A 15430-nucleotide genomic window follows, 5' to 3' on the forward strand; every position below is an offset into this window, starting at 1 on the left:
CATTTTTTAACGAAACTAGCAAAAGGATTTGTGACTTTCTATCTTACTTTCTCACCTTGCTTCTTATTCCTCGTCAAAATGAATATCTAAAATATCTAAAATCCTAGCCAAATCCGAAGAGGACAAGTACTCAATTTCAATTTTTCCTTTGCCTTCTTTTTCTTGAATTGCTACGGTTGTCCCAAATTTATCCATTAAACGGTCTTCACTTTCACGAATATAAATGGGTTTTTCTTTGATGGCTTTTTTCGCTTTTTTGCCCTTTTTGCCTTGTGTTTCGTTTAATTCAGCGACAAGTTGTTCTAATTGTCGAACCGTTAAATTGTCTTTAATACAACGATTAGCTAATGGTAATAGCTGTTCTTTGTTCTTCAAGCCTAATAACGTCCGTGCTTGACCCATTGACATGCTTTGTTTTTGAACCATTGCTTTGACCGCATCTGGTAAGGTTAGCAACCGTAAATAATTGGCAATATACGGGCGACTTTTTCCTAAACGTTCTGCGACTTCCGCTTGTGTTAATTTCAAATTTTTCATTAGCATTTCATAGGCTTCTGCTTCTTCTAGCGGATTTAAATCTTCCCTTTGTAAGTTTTCCAAAACAGCAACTTGCATCATGGATTCTTCATCAAATTCGCGAATAATTGCAGGAATTTTTTCTTTGCCGGCTAATTTAGAAGCCCGGAACCGACGCTCACCTGCAATAATTTCATAGCCTTTAACTGCCGATTTACGGACAATAATCGGTTGAAACACACCGGAATGTAGAATCGAGTTTGCAAGTTCTTGTAAAGAGGTTTCATCAAATGTTTTCCGCGGTTGGTAAGGATTGGGACGAAGTTCGTTTAATAGAATTTCTGTCACTTGTTCGTTCTTAACGTCGACATCTTCTAGCTTTGCGATATCTTGAAACAAGGCATCGATGCCTCTGCCTAAACCTTTGCCTTTATTCATTCTCCAACACTTCCTTTGCTAGTGCTTGATACACTTCGGCACCTTTTGAGCGAATATCATAGTCAATGATTGGTAAACCATGACTTGGTGCTTCGGATAAACGGACATTTCTTGGAATAATCGTGTCATAGACTTTTTCACGGAAATATTTACGGACTTCTTCCACGACTTCGGCACCTAAATTGGTCCGAGCATCGTACATAGTTAACAAGACCCCTTCAATTTTCAATTCAGGGTTAAAATGTTTTTGAACCAAGCGAATCGTATTTAGCAATTGACTCAAGCCTTCTAATGCGTAATATTCACATTGAACAGGAATTAGAATCGAATCACTTGCTGTAAAAGCATTGATTGTTAAATGCCCTAGAGAAGGCGGGCAATCAATTAAAACGAAATCATACATGTCTCTTACTTCATCAATTGCTAATTTCAAGCGCGATTCTCGAGCCATCATTGAAGTTAACTCAATTTCGGCGCCTGCTAATTGAATAGTAGCAGGGACAATATCTAAATTTTCACGGCTGGTATGTTGAACCACGCTAGTGATTGGTTCTTCATTTACAAGGACATCATACACATCGTGTGCGACATCTGGTTTAGGGACACCCATGCCACTGGTAGCATTTCCTTGTGCATCAATGTCGATCAGTAAGACTTTTTTGCCTAAGTTTGCTAAACATGCGCCTAAATTTACAGTGGTCGTTGTTTTACCAACGCCGCCTTTTTGGTTCGCTACAGAAATAATTCGTGTCATGTGTGTGCCTCCATCTTATTTAATCGGTTGTTTATTTGGTAATCCAGGTTTTCTGGGATATTTTTTAGGGGTTTCTTTTTTCTTTTGAATCACGACAATGTGGCGTTCGTCTGCCGTAATCGGCAAAGTAAAACCAACTTCTTTTTGAAATTGACCGCCTAATGTAGCGATTGCAGGTTTTGCTTCATTAATTTCTTCTTCACTTTTCGATGCTTTTAAGGCTAAAAAATAGCCTTCTTTTTTAACTAAGGGTAAACACAGTTCACTTAAAACATTCAACCGTGCAACTGCTCGCGCTGTAACGTAATCAAACGCGCCACGAAATTCTGCTTTTTGACCAAATGTTTCTGCACGATCATGATACAAAGAAACATTAGCCAAACCTAGTTGATTCACCAACTCTGTTAGGAAAGTAATTCGTTTATTTAAAGAGTCAACAATTGTGACATTTAATGAAGGAAAAACAATTTTCAAAGGAATACTTGGAAATCCTGCGCCTGCGCCAACATCACAAATGGCTTTGTCACTGGCAAAATCTTCAAAGAATGCCAACGAAACAGAATCATAGAAATGTTTCAAATAAACTTCTTTTTCTTCTGTAATGGCTGTTAAATTCATTTTTTCATTCCATTCTACTAATAAATGGAAATATTGGTCAAATTGTGTCATCTGTTGGTCTGTCAATTCAATGCCTTTTGCGGCTAATAGTTGTCTAAATTCTTCGGGTAGCATAAGGACTCCTTCCTTTTTTGTGAAACAGAAAAATGTTTCACAATCATCTTTTCCTACTTTAACGCAAATAGCAATTTCTTGCAATGCTTTTCGGAAGATTTTTGCCTGAATGATAAAAGAAAAAACCGCCTTTTTATGTGGTAAAAAGTCTCTAGCCATGGGCCAAAATGTTCAATTGGCGGCAACGAAAACCGCCTTTCTCTAAGATTAAAACAAGCCAATGTTTCATGTGAAACATTGGCTTGTTTTACTTACTATAATCATCGCACTTTATTTGTCGTTCTCTGCGGTAGTCGTATTCTTGGATACGGGGACTTAACCAACCTTTTTTGGCTGTTTTTCGTAATTGATGATCAAATCTCCCTGGTGGTGAACTATCTAGTAATTCATGGGTACGATTATTCCGATTTGCATAATTAAACGATTCACCATTCAAGACTTTTTCCTGGTATTCACTGTTTTTGGCCGCTTGATAATAGGCTGGATTACTAATTAATCTGCCTCGCCAGTCCTCAACTAACACATCCCACTGGGTTACAAAGGTCCCTTCTTCATTCAAAATAAACTCACTGTGAAAATTAGGCGTCAATCGTTTCTTATTAATTAAAGAATAAGATGCCCCCTCAGGGTATTTGTTATGCAAACGAGCAGAGCTTTTTTTCAGTTTCCGCCCGCCCATTCCTTGCGGCTTGGCCGCAAAAACATAACGTTTTAATGCCTGTTCATCGGTGTCCCCTTCTTGTTTAAAAAAATCGCGGATATACATGATATTTTGACGATCAATATACATTCTTAATTGATGTATCTTTTTCGCTTTCTCTTGATTAAAGCTCCCAAGAAGACCTAACGGATAGGCTTTTTGAACTGTTTTTGCCAGTAAGTGCCAAAACGTCGCATGCGGTGCAATCGTCTTCGAGAAACGATAAGGTCCTACTAATTGCAACATGCCATGCTGATCCAACACTGCACCTAATTGCCATAAAAGTAACGAGAGCTTTTCTTGCGGACGATAAGCCGAAAAGCGAAATAATCGCTCATACGCTGAAGAGCCCACTTCTTCCACTTCAGAAAACAGTTCCGCGACTGCTGTTTTCGCTTGCTTAAGTGGCAAGAAACGCGTGTCTTTTATGGCGCTTTCCACTAATCCATAAACAGCTTGGCGGTCCCAGCCAGCGTCAATCGCCGCCTCTACACCAGCACTCATTGCTTGTTGTAATTCTTGCCAACGTCCCATCTTCTCGCCGCCTTTTTCTATATACTTCTTCTATAATGATAATCCTTTCCCCGCAAAATGCCAACTGCTTTAACGCAAAAAAAACAACCCGCCCTTTGGGGAAGGGCGGGCGGAGGAGTTAAAAAATGAAAAAGTGTTTTGTTAGGGTTTTGTTTATCGGGTATGTTTAAATAATAGCCGTTAAATGTGAAGAAACTATGGTAAAAATGCGCCTTCTTTTCAACAAAATTTTGAAAAAGTCTCTTCAGAAATTAAGATTTTTTTGCGAAGTTGTATACTTTCTACCTCCATTCGATATATTATATATTTAATATCCATAAAATCACAAAATAAATATACATAATAATGAATATTTATTCAACAATTGATAATCTAACAAAAAAAGCGAGTGATTTACACTCGCTTTTTCAACTAAATTAAATGATTTTCTCTTAAAATATCACCAATATACGTATCCTCAAATTTCTTCACAAAGTGTTCAACCATTTTGCGTTCCACGAACGGCATATCCATTTCTGTTAATTTTTTCTTGTCAGATAAATAATAAACAGAGTTTGCTAAGACGCGCAAGTCGTATGCAGAAGCAAACACTTCTGGTACTCCGCGTTCAACCTCTAGCAATTGATAAACAGCTTCCATCGCTGTCCGTACAGAATACTCTGTTGTAAACACCGTATCTCGTTCAGTATCTGCGAAGTTCCCAATGAAAGCAAGATTTTTAGAGCCGTTTGGTACAACTAATGGTCGATCGCCTGGTTCTCTTAACATAAAGTAAGAAGTGATAAACGGCATATACACCGGAATAGTGGTAGCCGATTCTTCTGAAATACGTTCAATTTCCCCTTCTGGGACCCCTAAATGATAAAGTAACTCTTGCGTAATTTCTTGGCCTGTACATTGTTCGATTGGTTTTTTAATATAATTTCCTGGTTTATTAGAAAGTAATCCATATACCCAAGTTATAGATTGTTGATCATTTTGTTCTTTGAAATGCGGTTGTCTATGCATAGCAAAACTCATCATCCAATTAGAGTCTTTGATAGTAATAATACCACCTGTGACAATTTTTCCTGTGCGTAATTTACGATGTGTTAACCGAGAAAGATACGGTTCAATATCGAAATTTTCCCACGTAATCGTTGCTGAGACAAACCAACTTTCATCTGGTAAATTTTCACAGAAAACTTCTGGGTGCCCAAATTCTGGGGATTGTTTTGCTAAGTTTTTCCAGAGATTCCAACTTCCCCCTAGTTCATGAGTAATTGGTGCTGGTGTATGATGATCTCCTTGCGTCGAACTTTCAGTAATTGAGCCATTCGTTACGAAGACTAAATCATTTTCAGTTAAAGGAATTTCTTTGGTTTTGCCCGCTTGTGTCAACAATAATCGCCGAGCAACTTTAGTAGCTCCTTTGATGTCGACTTGGATATCATTGATTGTTGTTTCATATTGAAAGTCTACCCCTTGATTGGTTAAAAAGCTTAGTAATGGTTTCACTAACGATTCGTATTGATTGTATTTGGTAAACTTCAAGGCTGTAAAGTCAGGCAAACCTTTGATGTGGTGGATAAAGCGCATGATGTAGCGGCGCATTTCAATGGCAGAGTGCCATTTTTCAAAAGCAAACATTGAACACCAATAGATCCAAAAGTTGGATTCAAAAAATTCTTCGCCGAAAACATCTTCAATTTTTTTGCCAATTAATTGATCTTCAGAAGTCATAAATAAATCAACGATTTCTTTTTGTGCTTTTTTGGATAAAGTAAATTGTCCATCATCTGGGACACGTTCGCCACGGTTATGAATAATGCGGCAATTTGAAGAATTCGGATCATCTAAATCTAACCGGTAAAACTCATCTAGGACAGAGGCATCTTCTACTTCTAATGATGGTACCGAACGAAATAGATCCCACAAACACTCGAAATGGTTTTCCATTTCGCGTCCGCCGCGAGTGACAAAGCCATCATGGGGAATAAATTTACCATCTAAAGAACCGCCAGACAGCGTGAGTTCTTCAAAAATGTGAATATTTTCGCCCTTCATTTGACCGTCACGAATTAAGAAAACAGCCGTTGCTAAACCTGCTAGGCCACCACCAACGATGTAGGCACTCTTGTCATCTACACCTTTTGGTTTTCTTGGTCGAGCAAATGCTTCATAATTTCCATTTGTGTATCTCATTCTCGTTTCCTCCTATCATTTGATACCCTCATCATACTGCTACCAAAAAAAATACCCAAAAGATAACCCTTTTTTTTAAGAAATTCTTTGACAAATAAAGGAAATTGTCTAATTTTTAAGCAAGTGAATAATCGTAGATGTTTCATGTGAAACAAAAAAAGAACGAGAAGAAAAATGACCGCTTTTTCTTCTCGTTCTTTTTATGCTAATTCGTTTACCGTTTCTACTCCAAAAACAGCAACCCAATCTTCCTGAAAATCATTTACTGCTTTTTGAATGGCGGGCATTGCCAAGCCTTGTGTCACGAGTTCTGGTGCGATAGTGACCGCTTGCGCCCCCATTTGACAGGCTTGATTAACTTGTGCCACGTTTTTAAAACTAGCAGCTAAGATCTTACTCTTTGCGTTCGTCCGTTTAATTTCTGCAGCTAAATGCTCAATAACCTTTTGAGAATCAATTGTTAAATTCTCCATCCTATTATAATAAGGCGCTAAATAATCTGCACCTGCCGCAATCGCTAGATAACCTTGAAATTCTGTATAAATAGCGGTTGCTGTTATCCGATAATTTGCCTGCTTTAGTTGTTTGATGGCTGCCAAGCCTGCTTCATTGACTGGGATTTTAATGAATGTTTCTTGGCCTAATTGTTGTACAATGGTTTGGGCATCTTCTAGCATCTCTTCTGTCGTTTGACCGACCACTTGGACGTGCAAACTCGCTTGTCCAATCGTTTTTTTTATTTCTTTCATCTGCGCAAAGAAGTCAATTTTTCCTGCTTGCTTAACAATACTAGGATTAGACGTTACGCCTGCCAGTGGTAAAATTTTCTGATACTTTCGAATAGCCTCAAGATTAATTGTATCTAGCATAAATTCCATCTTTTACGTTCCTCCCTTAAACGATAATTATAGAATAGTGATTGTTGTACCAACAGTTATTTCAGGAATAGCTTTTTCTTCAACATATAATGTACCTGGTAATTCAGGTGTTGTTGCGCCATCAAATTTAATAGTAATGTGACCCAATGTGTCTAAATTAGTTAATACTACCTCGCCTACAGCGGTAATCTGGTAAGTTTGTTCATCAATCACTAACGTTTGCTTGTCCGTAATCGCTTCTGTGACTGGCTGAACCTCAATGTTATAACAATAATCTGCTAAAGCATCTGGTGCATCTTTTCCAAATAAGATGACCATTTTTTCTTCTTTAAATAATTCGGCTTCTGGTCCAATAGACTGAACCTTTGTTGTAAATACTGACATTTCCCATCCTCCAAAAAAATTTTTTAACTATACAATCCAAAACTTGCTAACCAAGCAACTAGTACTCGAGGGGCACCATTTAAGAAACGAGAATATAAAACAGAAGGGACCCCGACTTCAACGGTTTCGGCTTCAGCTTCTTCCAAGCCTAAGCCCACGGGAATAAAGTCGCACGCGTTTTGTGTATTAATAGCAAACAATGCTGGTAGAGCTAGTTGTGGCGGAATGTTGCCTTTTCCAATTTCCACACCAATTAACGTACCAATTACTTGGCTGATTACTGCTCCAGGACCTAATAAAGGAGAAAGAAACGGCAGAGAACAAATAAAACCAATAATTGTTAACCCCACAATGTTTCCTGCCAATGGCGCCATGATATTGGCAAAAAATTCACCAATTCCTGAACCTTGAATCACACCAATTAATAAAGAAACAAATGCCATAAACGGAATCACTGTGTTGATCATCGTTTGTACGCCTTCACGGGCTGATTGGTTGAATGTCGCTACAACTTTTCCTGCACCCATACCAATTTTCGCAACAAAACTTTGTTGTTCCGCTTTTTGTTCAGTAATTTTTTTACTTGTATCATATTTAAATTCTGTTTTTTTCGAGGTGGGCTTTTCTGTATCAGCAGCAGCTTCTTCTGATGTCAATGTAATCTGTTTCGGGCCTACAGCGGAAACATAAATTGTCTCATTAATGTATTGTGCTAAGGGACCACTTTTGCCAGTTGGAACAACGTTAATAGTAGGAATTCCTTTTTTAGGATAAATTCCGCAACGAAGAGTGCCTCCACAATCAATAATGGCTAATGCGATTTCATCATCCGGAATCGATGTCTTAAAACCATTGACCGCTTCCATTCCTGTCAATTCTACGATTTTATCAACGATTGCGGGTTTCTCGCCGCCACCTGTAATATAAATAAATTTATGTTTTTCTTCTGTCGGTGTAATCACTAAGGGCCCACCATAACCGCCATTTCCTTTAACTACCTTAATACTATTGTACGTCATCTCACCTTGCTCCTTTCTAATCTACAGCAATCTCTACTGTTTTACTAAGGGTAATTCCTTGTTGTTTGCAAACATAGGCGGTAGTGAAATCGGTAACCCAACCGCCAATAAAATTCATTAATATCCCTACAAACATATAGCGAATCGCTAGGTCCATCGAATTTAGTCCTAACGTATCAATCCCTTGCGCAATCCCTAACCAAACGAACAATTCACCAGGATTAATATGAGGGAAAACTCCATTACTGGTATGACAAAATTGCGCTTGTGCAGCATAATAGCTAGGTTTATAGTATTCTGGTAAAAATCGTGCCATCGTAAAGGACATTGGATTGCCTAACATAAAAGCGGATAAAAAAGGCAACACTAAATATCGCGTAACAGGATTTTTGGCAGAAAGTTTGGCTACTTTGGTTACTCTTTCTTCTCCTAGAAAAGCAATTAAAGTATTCATAGCTACCATTAACATCAAAACAACAGGTACGATGCCTGTCATCCAAGAAATAAATGTTTCTGCTCCTGTTTGGAAAAGGTGCATAAATCCTTCCGCAAATTTTGTAATATAAGACATTACTCGACACTTCCTTTCAATTTTGTTTGTACTTTATTTTTCCATAATTGCCATTGAATTTTGGCTCCATTAAGCGGCGTTAATGGTTGTGTTTCTTGATAATTGCCAAGCTCAACACGTAAGTAAATTTCTCGTGCATTTTCCATCGCTTGTTGGGTTAATTTATTTTCCTTTTGTACGAGTGGATGGTAATGATCCATATAATGAATATCCTCGTTCACGTACTGAGGTAAGGGATGAAATTTAGCTAGAACGGTGACACCTTGCATCTTTCTAGCGGCTAAGATTTTCCCTTGCGAATCCACAGCAAACAAGATAATCGTGCCAGCTTTTAACTTCCCTGCACGTCGACCAATCGCGACTTTTCCTAATTGTCGCAATTCTTGGTAGTTTTGATTAAAGTGTTTAATCTGTTTCATTCCCATAGCTATCTGAACGAAGTAAGCTGTTAAAAAAAGCGCCCCGAATACGTAGATAAAACTCATATGATAATCCCCTTCCTTTGCATCCACTCTTTAACCGCTAAAACATCTCGTTGCTTCCGTAATTCATTACGTAAACGTTCGTCTCCTGCGATTGTAAACAAGCGGTCATATAGTTGTAGTAACTCTGCTTCAACAGTGGCCGTCAGCTCTTCTGGAATACCCAACAGTAAAATAACATCAACTTTACCTTCTGGTGTAACCAGTGATTCTTCAAAAACCCCAATCGATAAAATAATCGTTGATAAGGCTTGGTTAATTGTATGGGGAAAGGCAATCCCCGATTCAAAAATAGTTGTTTGTTGATCTTCTCTAGTAAAAATTCGTTCGATAAATTGGGGATCTACTAATTTTTCTGCTTCTAAATCAGCAATCATTTTCTGGATATTCGCTCGGTAACCTTGAGTATTCTCTAATAATTGATAGGTCATATGAATATTTTGAGATTCCACGGAACGAATTTCTTTTGCTCTCTGCCACTCATTTCTGAGCCAAGTATCGTTAAATAAATTAGTTAAATGGATCATCGGTGTTTGTGGTCGAATATTTTTTAAGGGAATGGTTGTAAAAATAGCAAAATATTGATTCAATTCTCTTCTCTCTGCCTCTTCTTCAGAGAAATGGGCAATCTGGACGTCTGGACCCAAAACTTTTTCCAATTGCCGCTGAATGATCAAGGCCGTTCCATGACCTGTACTGCAGATTACAGCGATTTCTTTTTTGGCTCCCGCTTCATAGTTCCCTCTCAATGCTAGTTCAAAATACAAAGCGAGATACCCAAATTCAACCGTCGGCACACAACGATTCAACAAACGGCCCAATTCTTGCAAGCCAATCTTGGCTAATTCATAGGCCAAAGGATATTGTCGTTCAATTTCTCCATAAAATAAATCGTGACATTCCACATGAAAAACGAGTCGATTCATCACGTTTCTTAAATGATCTTTCATTTCTGAAAACAAGAAGTCCTCATCAAATTCAACAACAACTGAATGATGAATTTTTTTCATCATTTTTTGAAAATAGTCAGCTAAGAGTCCTTCATCAGTCAATAAAGAGTTACGAATATGGTTTGTGTTGATGTTAAAAGGAAAGCTGATAAAGGAACGTTCCCATTGGCTTAACGTTACATTATAGGTTATTTCCAAGTGATACATCAGTTCTTCAATCTGCTCGTTATGACGAACATAATCAACATATTCTGGTGGTAGTTCCGTAATGAGTTTTCCAGCTAAAACACGCTGCAAAACAATTGAAACCACTCTTCGTAAAAGAAAACTATCTTGTTTCGCTAGTCTTGTTTCTTTGATTATTTTTTGTATCATTTGTTTGGTAGTTTCATGAAGAAACTGTTCTTCAAAATATTCTTGGACGTAATTCACATGAAGCAAGCGTAAATTAAACTCTTTTCCTTCTAAATGAATGCCACGGTTTGGCGTACCTACAACCGCAACCTGCCAAGGAGCAATCAGCTCTTTCATGCGCTTAATGTCTTTATTAACTGTGCCGCGACTAACGGCGAGTTCTTCGGATAAATCATAAGTTGAAATAAATTGATCTTCTTCTATTAATCGTTTGATAATGTAGGAAACACGCTTGCTTGAAGAATTAAAATCAGATTCCCTTTTTAGCCGTCCAGACAAAACCTCTTCAAAACCTTCAAAGTTATTGATTTCTAACTGAAAGAGATTTTCCTTCTGAATAATTTGGGCGATACCGATTAATTCATCATTCAATGTATCAATGTTTTTACGAACTGTTTGAGGACTTGCGGCTAATTTCTCTTGCAATTCCTGTAAGCTCATTCCTTTGTGATCAACTAGTAATTTTATTACTTGGTACCATCTATTTACTAGCGTCATTTAGTTTTCCCACCTCTATCCTCTTGTTTTACCTCCAGCTACGTTTGTGGTGATGCCTGTAATATAGCTTGAACGGTCTGATAAATAATAGCATACTAAGTCAGCGACTTCATGGAGTTTTCCGCTACGACCTAATGGAATCGTACTTGTTTTTGAATAACTTGCTCGCAATTGCTCCACAGAAATGTTTCGTGTATAAGCCAATGCTTCTTCGTATGCTAAAGTGCGCAAACCAGTTTCTTCCATAATGCCTGGCGCAATCCCCACGACACGGACGTTTGATTTTCCTAACTCTTTAGCCCATGAACGTGTATAACTGCTGACCGCTGCTTTCGTTGCAGCGTAAGCACTTTGCCCTTCGGAGCCTTCTAATCCAGCTTCTGAAGACATATTAATAATGACACCTGCTTGTTTTTGTACAAGAATCCGGCCCACTGCTTGGCTCATTAGGTAGAGCCCTTTTTGATTGATGGCTACAATTTTATCGAATACCTCATCCGATAATTCATAAGGCCCATGAGGATGATTTTTATCCACCAATAGACGCGGAATATTGATGCCGGCATTGTTTACTAGGCCATCTACGGTTCCAAATTTTTCCACCACTTGAGCGACACCCGCTTCTACTTCTGCTCGAGAAGTTACATCGACTTTCACAAAGAGTAAATGCTCATGTTGCGTTTCTGATGCTGAAATATCAAAATTAGCGACATAGACCTCTTGTGCTAACAAGCTTTCAACAATGCTGCGACCAATACCAGATGAGCCTCCTGTAACAATCACTACTTTTCCTTTAATTCCTAACCAATCTGTCATTTGTTCCACTCCTATCATTTGTTTGCGCTTTCAGTATAGGTCAGTTTGTGAAATTATTTAAGACAGTCTTTTTTTGTAGTTTAGAAAAAAGAGTAGACTAATTCAAAACAAAAAAGCAGTTGCTTCTTCACAATCAATCATCCGTGAAGAAGCAACTGCTTCAAATTTTTATTATCCTTGCACTTTCGCGATTTTTCCTTGTTCGATGTAGACCATCAAAATGCTAATGTCAGCGGGGTTCACACCGCTGATACGGCTTGCTTGGGCAATCGTTTCTGGTTGGATTTTTTGTAGTTTTTGTTTTGCTTCTGTAGCCAAGCCGTTAATCGCTTGGTAATCAATGTTTTCTGGAATGCGTTTTGCTTCCATGCGTTTTAGTTTCTCAACTTTTTCCATGGCTTTTTTAATGTAACCTTCGTACTTGATTTGAATTTCTACTTGTTCAATCACTTTCGGATCGAGCGCCTCTTCAGGTGCGGGAATAAATTGAGCGACTTCTTGATAACTGATTTCTGGGCGTTTCAGAAAATCTCTAGCTAAAATACCGTCTTTTAAGCCAGCAGCGCCTTTGGTTTCCAAAAATGCTTGCACTTCTTTGGTCGGTTTAATCCGATGTTTGCCTAAGCGGGCAATTTCCGCTTCAACAGCCGCTTTTTTGACTAGATAGGCGGCATATTGTTCTTCTTTGACTAAGCCAATTTCATGACCCATTTCTGTTAAACGTAAGTCCGCATTGTCATGTCGTAAAATCAAACGATACTCCGCACGTGACGTTAATAAGCGATAAGGTTCGTTGGTACCTTTTGTAACTAAATCGTCAATCATGACGCCAATATAGCCGTCACTACGTTTTAAAACAAGAGGCTCTTTGCCTTGAATTTTCAATGCAGCATTAATTCCTGCCATCAAGCCTTGACCAGCAGCTTCTTCGTAGCCACTAGTTCCGTTCGTTTGACCTGCTGTATAAAGATTCTCAATGACCTTTGTTTCTAATGTTGGGCGTAATTGGTGAGGGACTACCACATCGTATTCAATGGCGTAACCTGTACGCATCATTTCTACTTTTTCTAATCCTTCAATAGAATGAAGCATTTCTGTTTGGACATCTTCTGGTAAAGAAGTAGATAAGCCTTGGACGTAAACTTCTTCGGTATTCAACCCTTCTGGTTCCAAGAACAATTGGTGTCTTGGTTTGTCTGCAAAACGAACAATTTTGTCCTCGATGGATGGGCAATACCGAGCGCCCACACCTTCAACAATCCCAGTAAACATTGGGGCGCGGTGTAGATTTTTTTGAATAATTTCATGCGTTGTTTCATTCGTATAAGTTAACCAACAAGGTTCTTGGTTTTGATTGTAGGCACTATCTGGCGTGCTGTAACTAAAGTGGTTGGGTTCTTTATCGCCTGGTTGTTCCTCTGTCACAGAATAATCAATCGTACTTGATTTTACTCGTGGCGGCGTTCCTGTTTTAAAGCGATCGATTTCTAAACCTAATTCTTTTAAATGATTGGCTAAACCAACGGAAGGTTGCGAATTGTTTGGTCCTGATGAATATTTTAATTCACCAATAATAATTTCGCCACGCAAGGCAGTACCGGCAGTAATCACCACTGCTTGACTACGGTATGCGGCACCTGTTGAAGTTACAACACCACGACAAACGCCATCTTCCACGATTAATTCTTCAACAATCCCTTGACGAAGGGTTAAATTTTCTTCTTTTTCAATGGTATGTTTCATTTCTGTCGCATAGGCATGTTTGTCAGCTTGCGCGCGCAACGCACGCACTGCTGGACCTTTACCAGTATTTAGCATCCGCATTTGGATGTAGGTTTTATCAATGTTTTTACCCATTTCGCCGCCTAATGCATCGATTTCTCGGACAACGACTCCTTTGGCAGGTCCACCAACAGAAGGGTTACATGGCATAAAAGCAACCATATCTAAATTAATCGTTAAAAGTAACGTTTTAACGCCCATTCGTGCGGCTGCTAAGGCTGCTTCAGAGCCAGCATGTCCAGCACCGACGACAATAACATCATATGATTCTGCTTGATATTGATTCATAAAAAATTCCTCTCTTGTCTTATTTTCCTAAACAAAATTGACTAAATAACTGTGTAATTAATTCATCTTGGACACTATCGCCGACGATTTCCCCTAAATAATCCCAACAACGGGTCATATCAATTTGAACTAAATCGACTGGCATACCTGCTTCGATGCCGTTAATCACTTCTTGTAACGAAAGCGCTGCTTGATCCAGCAAAGCAATATGACGTGTATTAGAAATATAGGTAGCATCTTTTTCGCCTGTTTGGCCGCCAAAGAAAAGATCAGCAATTTTCGCTTCTAACTGGTCTAAGCCTGTGTTTGACAACACCGAAACGGATAAAATTTCTTCTGCAGGGACTAATTCTTGTAATTCGTTAGGATCTAGTTTTGTCGGTAAGTCCATTTTATTTAAAAGAATAACGCGTTTTAAGCCTTTCGTTGCTTCCAACAGTTGACGATCTTCCTCTGTCAATTCTTCGCTTTGATTTAAGACTAACAAAATTAAATCCGAATCTGCTAACGCTTTGCGGCTACGTTCGACACCAATTCGTTCCACAATGTCTTCTGTTTCGCGAATCCCCGCTGTATCAATTAATTTTAAAGGAACGCCGCGAACGTTAACGTATTCTTCAATGACATCACGTGTCGTTCCAGCAATATCTGTAACGATAGCTTTTTCTTCTCGTAACAGATGGTTTAACAAACTGGATTTCCCGACATTTGGTCGGCCAATAATTGCTGTACTTAGACCTTCTCGCAAAATTTTTCCTTGTTTAGCGGTCGTTAATAATTGTTGAATCTGCGCTTTCACAAATTCGGCTTTTTCTAAAAGTAATTTCGTGGTTAATTCTTCGACATCATCATACTCTGGATAATCAATATTAACTTCTACTTGCGCTAAAGTATTTAAAATTTCTTGTCTTAATGAACGAATTAACGCCGACAAGTTACCATCCAATTGGTTCAATGCAACATTCATCGCTTTATCTGTTTTAGCACGGATTAAGTCCATCACTGCTTCTGCTTGTGAAAGATCCATTCGGCCATTTAGAAAAGCACGTTTTGTAAATTCCCCAGGTTCGGCCATTCGTGCGCCTTCACGTAACAGTAATTGCAGTAATTGGTTCACCACGACAATGCCGCCATGACAGTTAATTTCTACCACGTCTTCTCGTGTAAATGTTTTCGGTGCCCGCATCACAGAAAGCATGACTTCATCAATCAATTGATCGTTTTGCGGATCAACAATATGACCATAATGAATCGTGTGCGTGGGGACTTTAGCTAAATCTTTAGTGCCTGACCGATAAACTTTGTTTGCAATAGCAACTGCTTGCTCGCCACTTAAGCGAACAATACTAATCGCACCTTCACCTGGCGGCGTAGAAATCGCCGCAATTGTATCAAATTCCATTGTAGCTGATTGCATAATTAGCTTCCTTTCTTCATAACAACAAAAAAAGCGCCCACTCCTCCTGCATTAAAAAATTCAGGTTGGATTT

Annotated in this window: 14 protein-coding genes; all 14 read right to left on the reverse strand. The window is 38.7% G+C overall.

Annotated features, from left to right (window positions below; translation table 11 throughout):
* Window positions 1-63: 63 nt before the first annotated feature.
* Window positions 64-954, reverse strand: coding sequence for a ParB/RepB/Spo0J family partition protein (locus IGJ52_RS13325; RefSeq protein WP_002355975.1), 891 nt, complete (start codon window positions 952-954; stop codon window positions 64-66).
* Window positions 947-1708, reverse strand: a complete 762-nt coding sequence (locus IGJ52_RS13330; protein WP_002355976.1) for a ParA family protein — start codon at window positions 1706-1708, stop codon at window positions 947-949. The genes IGJ52_RS13325 and IGJ52_RS13330 overlap by 8 nt, the downstream gene beginning before the upstream one ends.
* A 15-nt stretch (window positions 1709-1723) precedes the next feature.
* Entirely contained in the window at window positions 1724-2440 is a 717-nt protein-coding gene (rsmG, locus tag IGJ52_RS13335; RefSeq protein ID WP_002355977.1) for a 16S rRNA (guanine(527)-N(7))-methyltransferase RsmG, read from the reverse strand.
* A 247-nt stretch (window positions 2441-2687) separates the two neighbouring features.
* Entirely contained in the window at window positions 2688-3674 is a 987-nt protein-coding gene (locus IGJ52_RS13340; protein ID WP_192444915.1) for a DUF3114 domain-containing protein, read from the reverse strand.
* Window positions 3675-4085: 411 nt separating this feature from the next.
* Window positions 4086-5858, reverse strand: coding sequence for an oleate hydratase (locus tag IGJ52_RS13345; RefSeq protein WP_002361446.1), 1773 nt, complete (start codon window positions 5856-5858; stop codon window positions 4086-4088).
* Window positions 5859-6058: 200 nt separating this feature from the next.
* Window positions 6059-6736, reverse strand: coding sequence for a fructose-6-phosphate aldolase (locus IGJ52_RS13350; RefSeq protein ID WP_174092581.1), 678 nt, complete (start codon window positions 6734-6736; stop codon window positions 6059-6061).
* A gap of 27 nt (window positions 6737-6763) precedes the next feature.
* Complete coding sequence (locus tag IGJ52_RS13355) at window positions 6764-7120, reverse strand: PTS glucitol/sorbitol transporter subunit IIA (protein ID WP_002355981.1); 357 nt, start codon at window positions 7118-7120, stop codon at window positions 6764-6766.
* 23 nt (window positions 7121-7143) lie between these two features.
* Window positions 7144-8139 (reverse strand): PTS glucitol/sorbitol transporter subunit IIB, encoded by a 996-nt coding sequence (srlE, locus tag IGJ52_RS13360; RefSeq protein WP_002355982.1) that lies wholly within the window; start codon window positions 8137-8139, stop codon window positions 7144-7146.
* Window positions 8140-8155: 16 nt separating this feature from the next.
* Window positions 8156-8710: a PTS glucitol/sorbitol transporter subunit IIC gene (gene srlA, locus IGJ52_RS13365; RefSeq protein WP_002355983.1), complete on the reverse strand. Its 555-nt coding sequence runs from the start codon at window positions 8708-8710 to the stop codon at window positions 8156-8158.
* A complete protein-coding gene (locus IGJ52_RS13370; RefSeq protein ID WP_002355985.1) occupies window positions 8710-9195 on the reverse strand; it encodes a transcriptional regulator GutM in 486 nt (161 codons plus the stop codon). Before IGJ52_RS13370 ends, srlA begins: the two co-directional genes overlap by 1 nt.
* Window positions 9192-11054, reverse strand: coding sequence for a BglG family transcription antiterminator (locus tag IGJ52_RS13375; protein WP_010816220.1), 1863 nt, complete (start codon window positions 11052-11054; stop codon window positions 9192-9194). Before IGJ52_RS13375 ends, IGJ52_RS13370 begins: the two co-directional genes overlap by 4 nt.
* A gap of 15 nt (window positions 11055-11069) precedes the next feature.
* Entirely contained in the window at window positions 11070-11870 is an 801-nt protein-coding gene (locus tag IGJ52_RS13380) for an SDR family oxidoreductase (protein ID WP_438792172.1), read from the reverse strand.
* Window positions 11871-12041: 171 nt separating this feature from the next.
* A complete protein-coding gene (mnmG, locus tag IGJ52_RS13385) occupies window positions 12042-13940 on the reverse strand; it encodes a tRNA uridine-5-carboxymethylaminomethyl(34) synthesis enzyme MnmG (protein ID WP_002355988.1) in 1899 nt (632 codons plus the stop codon).
* Between the two features lie 19 nt (window positions 13941-13959).
* A complete protein-coding gene (gene mnmE, locus IGJ52_RS13390) occupies window positions 13960-15357 on the reverse strand; it encodes a tRNA uridine-5-carboxymethylaminomethyl(34) synthesis GTPase MnmE (protein WP_002355989.1) in 1398 nt (465 codons plus the stop codon).
* Window positions 15358-15430: the final 73 nt, after the last annotated feature.

It is taken from the genome of Enterococcus sp. DIV1758 (assembly GCF_051711985.1).
Classification (GTDB): Bacteria; Bacillota; Bacilli; order Lactobacillales; family Enterococcaceae; genus Enterococcus; species Enterococcus faecalis.